This window comes from Streptomyces sp. CO7, from assembly GCF_053474865.1.
The window spans coordinates 57,906-63,916 of sequence record NZ_JBRIOU010000009.1 but is presented as its reverse complement, the minus strand read 5'-3'; the positions used below and the strand labels follow the sequence as shown (position 1 = coordinate 63,916).

General features: G+C 76.1%; 1 protein-coding gene. It reads left to right on the top strand.

What is annotated here, in order from left to right:
• Positions 1 to 6,011: amino acid adenylation domain-containing protein (locus ACOV8S_RS26915; RefSeq protein WP_448320967.1), on the top strand; the 6,011-nt coding region annotated here is incomplete at both ends.

The window sequence follows — 6,011 nt, the reverse complement described above, 5'->3', positions numbered from 1 at the left end:
TCGCCGAACACGGCGGCGCCGCCCGCCAGGTGGTGCACCCGCCGTACCCGGTCGAGCTGCCGCTGGACGACCTGACCGGCGAGCCGGGAGCGGGCCTCGACGCGGTGCTGGACGCCGAGGCCGCCGCCCCCTTCGACCTGGAGGCGGGCCCGCTGCTGCGCACCCGCCTGGTCCGCACGGCCGCCGACGAGCACGTGCTGGTCCTCGCCGTGCACCACATCGTCACCGACGGCTGGTCGGTCGCCGTCCTCGGCCGCGACCTCGCCGAGCTGTACGCGGCCGCCCACCTCGGACGCGAGCCGCGGCTGACCGAACTGCCGGTCGCCTACCGGGACTTCGCCGCCTGGCAGCGTGAGCGCGCCGACCGCGTCGAGGCGGACCTCGCCCACTGGCGGGAGGTCCTGGAGGGCTTCACCCCGCTGGAGCCGCCCACCGACCGGCCCCGGCCCGCCGTCCGCAGCCGGGAGGGCGCCCTCCTCACCTTCGAGCTGCCGGCCGCGCTCACCGAGCGTCTGCGCGAGACGGCCCGCTCCGCCGACGCCACCCTCTACATGGCGCTGCTGGCCGCCTGCCAGATCCTGGTCGCCCGCTGGGCCGACCAGGAGGACATCACCGTCGGCACCGTCACCGCCGGCCGTGACCGGCCCGAACTGCACGACGTGGTCGGCATGTTCGTCAACACGCTGGTGCTGCGCGCCCGGGTGCGCCCCGAGCTGTCCTACCGCGACCTGCTGGGGCAGGCACGGGACACCGTCCTGGACGCCTTCGCCCACCAGGAGGCCCCGTTCGAGCGGCTGGTGGACGCCCTCCAGCCGGAGCGGGACACCAGCCGCACCCCGCTGTTCCAGGTCATGGTCGCCCTGCACAACCTGGGCGCCGAGGCACCCGACCTGCCCGGCCTCGACGTCGAGCCGGTGACCCCGCCGGTCCGTCACGCCACCTTCGACCTGTCCTTCGACTTCGTCGAGCACGAGGACGGCCTCACCGGCCACCTCGTGTACAGCACCGCACTCTTCGACGAGGACACCGCGCGGCGGCTGGCCGCCCGGCTCCGGCTGCTCGTCGAGGCGGCGGTGGAGGACCCGGACCGGCCGGCCGGGGCGCTGCCGCTGCTCACCGAGACCGAGCGACGCCGCATCCGGTGCGAATGGCAGGGCGCCCCGCTGCCGGTGCCCGACACCACCTTCACCGCGCTGTTCGAGGCGCAGGCCGCCCGCACCCCGCACGCCACCGCCGTGGTGGCCCGCGACGCCACCCTCGACCTCGACGCCCTCAACAGCCGCGCCAACCGGCTCGCCCACCACCTCGTCGCCCTCGGCGCGGGCCCGGAGGACGTCGTCGCCCTCCGCCTCCCGCGCACCGCCGACCTGCTGGTCGCGCTGTTCGCCGTGCTGAAGGCCGGCGCCACCCTGCAGTGCCTGGACCTGGACCTTCCCGAGGAACGCGTCGCGGCCCTCCTGGAGGACACCGGCGCACGACTGGTGCTGACCGAGGACGCCCTGCGTGCCGTGCCGTGGGAGGAGTTGCCCGCCCACGACCTCACCGACGCGGACCGCCGCAGCCCGCTCGACCCGCGGCACACCGCCTACGTCATCCACACCTCCGGCTCCACCGGGCGGCCCAAGGGCGTCGCCGTCGAACACCGGCAGCTGGTCAACCTGGTTCTCGACCACCGCGACGGCCTCCTCGCCCCGCACACCGCGAACGGCCGCCGGCTGCGCGCCGCGCTCAGCGCCTCCTTCTCCTTCGACACCTCGTGGGAGGGCCCGCTGCTGCTCGCCCTGGGTCACGAGGTGCACCTCATCGACGAGGACACCCGGCTCGATCCGGAGGCCTTCCGCGCACGGATCCAGCAGCACCGCCTCGACCTCGTCAACGTCACCCCGTCGTTCCTGCGCGAACTGCTCACCGCCGGTCTCCTCGCCCCCCACAGCCACCAGCCGGCCCTGCTCCTCGTCGGCGGCGAGGCCGTCGACGGCACCACCTGGCGCGACCTGTGCGCGGCGGCGGAGCGGGGCGTGTCGGCCTACAACATGTACGGACCGACCGAGACCACCGTCGACGCGGTCTACGGCCGCTGCGCCGACACCCCCGCCCGGCCGGTCCTCGGCCGCCCCGGCCACAACCTGCGCGCCCACGTCCTCGACCGGGCACTGCGTCCGGTCCCGCCCGGCGTGCCCGGCGAGCTGTACCTGGGCGGGCCGCAGGTGGCCCGCGGCTACCTGAACCGGCCCGGCCTCACCGCCGCCCGCTTCCTGCCCGATCCCTTCGGCGCGCGGGGGGAGCGGATGTACCGCACCGGCGACCGGGTCCGGTGGGACGCCCGGGGACGCCTGGAGTTCCTCGGCCGCACCGACGAGCAGGTCAAGATCCGCGGCTTCCGCATCGAGCCCGGGGAGATCGAGGCCGCGCTGCTCGCCCACCCGGACGTGGCCGACGCGGCCGTGGCCGCCCGCGACCACGCCGGCCGCACCATGCTGGTCGCCTACCTGACGCCCGCCGCCGACCGCGTCCCGCCCGCCGACGAACTGCGCGTGCGGCTGCGCCGGACACTGCCCGGTCACATGGTGCCGGCCGCCTTCGTGCCGCTGGCGGCCATCCCGCGCACCAGCAGCGGCAAGACCGACCGGCGGGCCCTGCCCGCACCGCCCGCACAGCCCGCCGACGACACGGCGTACGTGGCGCCGCGCCCCGGCGCCGAGGAGCGGCTGGCCGCCATCTGGGCCGACGTCCTGGGCGTCGAACGCGTCGGCGCCCGGGACAACTTCTTCACCCTGGGCGGCGACTCGATCCTCAGCATCCAGATCGTCTCCCGCTCCCGCCAGGCCGGTCTCGCCCTGACCACCAAGGACGTCTTCCGCCACCAGACGGTGGCCGAACTCGCCCTGTGCGTCACCGAACAGGACGCCCCCGCGGCCGCCGACGACGCGCCCTCGAAGGCCCCGCTCACCCCCATCCAGCACCAGTACCTCGACCGCCGCCGACCCGGCGACCCGCTGCGCTTCACCATGACCCAGCGGCTGCGCCTCGCCCCCGGCACCGACCCCGAAGCCCTGCGCGTGGCGGTGGAGGCGCTCGTCGCCCACCACCCGGCCCTGCGCACCCGGATCCGCACCGCGCCCGAGGGCCGGCGCCAAGAGGTCCTGCCGCAGGCCCCGCACAAGGTCCTCAGCCAGCACGGACCCGCCGAGGAGGCCGAGATCCAGCGCCTCGTCGACGAGGCGCAGGCGTCCCTCGACCCCGTCGAGGGACGCGTGGTGCGTGCCCTGCTCTTCGACGGCGACCCCCAGCAGCTGGTGCTGACCGTCCACCACCTCGCGATCGACGGCGTCTCCTGGCGCATCCTGCTCTCCGACCTGGAGACCGCCCACCGCGCCGCCGCGACGGGCCGGCCCGTCCAGCTCCCGCCGCCGTCGACGGCGTACACCACCTGGGCGACCCGCCTGGAGGAGCACACCCGCTCCGGCGCCCTGGACGCGGACCGGGAGTACTGGGCGGCCACCTGCCGCGCTCCGGCCGCCCTCCCGCCCGGCCGGAGCGGCCCCGACACCCACGGCGCCGACACGCAGGACCCCGGCCCGCACGGCCCCGGCACCCACCGCGCCAACACCTACGGCGCCGCCGCCACCCTGACCGTGACCCTGGAGCGCGAGGAGACCGACGCGCTGCTGCGCCAGGTCCCCGAGGCCTACCGCACCCAGGTCAACGACGTGCTGCTGAGCGCCCTGGGCCGCACCCTGTCCCGCTGGTGCGGACGTGACACCGTCCTCGTCGGCGTCGAGGGGCACGGCCGCGAGGAACTGTTCGAGGACCTGGACCTGACCCGCACCGTCGGCTGGTTCACCACCGAGTTCCCGGTCGCGCTGCGCGTCGCGCCGAAGGCGGACTGGCACGACACGCTGCGCTCGGTCAAGGAGCAACTGCGCGCGGTGCCCCGGCACGGACTGAGCCACGGCGCCCTGCACCACCTCGTGCCGGACGCCCCGGCCGCCGAGGGCAACCGCCCGCAGGTCGGCTTCAACTACCACGGGCAGTGGGACGCGGGAGGCGGGGCCGCCGACGGACTGCTGCGGGGTGCGCTGCCCCCGGCCGGCCGGGACACCGACCCGGACGAGGAGCGCCCCTACCTGCTGGACGTCACCGGCGTCGTCGAGGACGGCCGCCTCGAGCTCGGCTGGACCTACCCGCCGGCCGTCTACGAGGAGTCCGAGGTGCGCCGCCTCGCCGAGGAGACGGCCGCCGCGCTGCGGGAGATCGCCGCCCACTGCGCCCGGCCCGAGGCCGGCGGCCGCACCCCCTCCGACTTCCCGCTCGCGGGCCTCACCCAGGAACAGCTGGACCGCCTCGTCGGCGACGGCCGGCAGGTCGCCGACGTGCTGCCGCTGACGCCGCTGCAGGCCGGCATGCTCTTCCACGGCCTGGTCGACACGGCGGACGCCTACGCCGACCGCGTCGCGGTGCGGCTGTCCGGCGTCGCCGACCCGCTCGCCTTCGCCGACGCCTGGCAGGAGCTGACCGCCCGCACCCCCGCCCTGCGCACCAGCGTCCACTGGCAGCACCTGCCGCACCCGGTCCAGGTCGTCCACCACCACGTCGACCTGCCCGTCACCCACGTCGACCTGCGCGACCTGGAACCCCGGCGACGGGGCGAGGCGACCGCGCGCCTGCTCGCCGACGACCGCGCGGCCGGCCACGACCTCACCCGCGCCCCGCTCACCCGGATCACCCTGGCCGCCCTGCCCGGCGACGAGGTCCTCCTGGTGTGGTCCACCCACCACATCGCCCTCGACGGCTGGAGCACCGGCCAGCTGCTCACCGAGGTGTGCGAGCTGTACGCCGCCCGCACCGGCGGCAAGGCCGCGCCGCCCGTCGCCCGCCGCCCGTTCGCCGACTTCGTGCGCTGGCTGGCAGAGCGCGAGGAGCAGGACGCCGCCGCGGCCGAGGCCTACTGGGCGGGCGTCCTCGCGAACTTCACCGAGCGCACCCCGCTGCCCTACGACCGCACCCCCGCCGAGGCGCACCGCGCCCGCTCCGCCGCCGCCGTGCACCGGGAGCTGGACGAGGACGTCTCACGGCGGCTGCGCGAGGCGTCCGCCCGGGCCGGCGTCACCGCCGGCACCGTCGTGCAGGCAGCCTGGGCGCTCCTGCTGGCCCGCACCGCGGGACGTGAGGACGTCGTGTTCGGCACCACCGTCTCCGGCCGCCCGGCCGAACTGCCCGGCGTCGAGACGATGATCGGCATGTTCATCAACACCGTGCCCACCCGGATCCGCGTCCCGTCCGGCGGCGTGCGGCAGTGGCTGCGCGGCGTGCAGGACGAGCAGAGCGAGGCACGCCGCCACGACTACCTGGCCCTGCCGCGCATCCAGGCCACCGGCGCGATCCCCGCCGGCGAGGCGCTGTTCGACAGCATGGTCGTCTTCGAGAACTACCCCGTCGACGAGACCGCCACCGCCCGCACCGGTGTGGGCGTCGAGGAGGTCCACCCGGACGACGCCACCTCCTTCCCCTGGTGCCTGCGCGCCCACCTCGGCGACCGGTTCGCCTTCGACCTGGCCTACGACCCCGCCCTGTTCGACGCGCCGACCGCGGACCGCGCCGCGGCCCGCCTCACCGTCCTGCTGACCGCCCTCGCCGACGCCCTCGACGCGTCGGACGACGTCCCGGTGGCCTCCCTCGAACCGCTGACCGCCGAGGACCGGCAGACACTGCGGCGGTGGAACGCCACCGCCCGCAGCGTCCCGCCGGGCAGCCCGGTCGACCTCTTCGCCGCACAGGTCCGCCGCACCCCCGACGCGGTCGCGGTCCACGACGGCGACGTGGAGATCGGCTACCGCCGCCTCGACGCCTGGTCCGACCGGCTGGCCCGCCGCCTGGTGCGGCGAGGGGTGGCGCCCGAGGACCGGGTGGCCCTCCTGGTGGAACGCGGTGCCGCACTCGTCGTCGCCCAGCTCGCGGTGCTCAAGGCGGGCGGCGCCTACGTCCCGGTGGACGCCCGCGCCCCCGAGGAG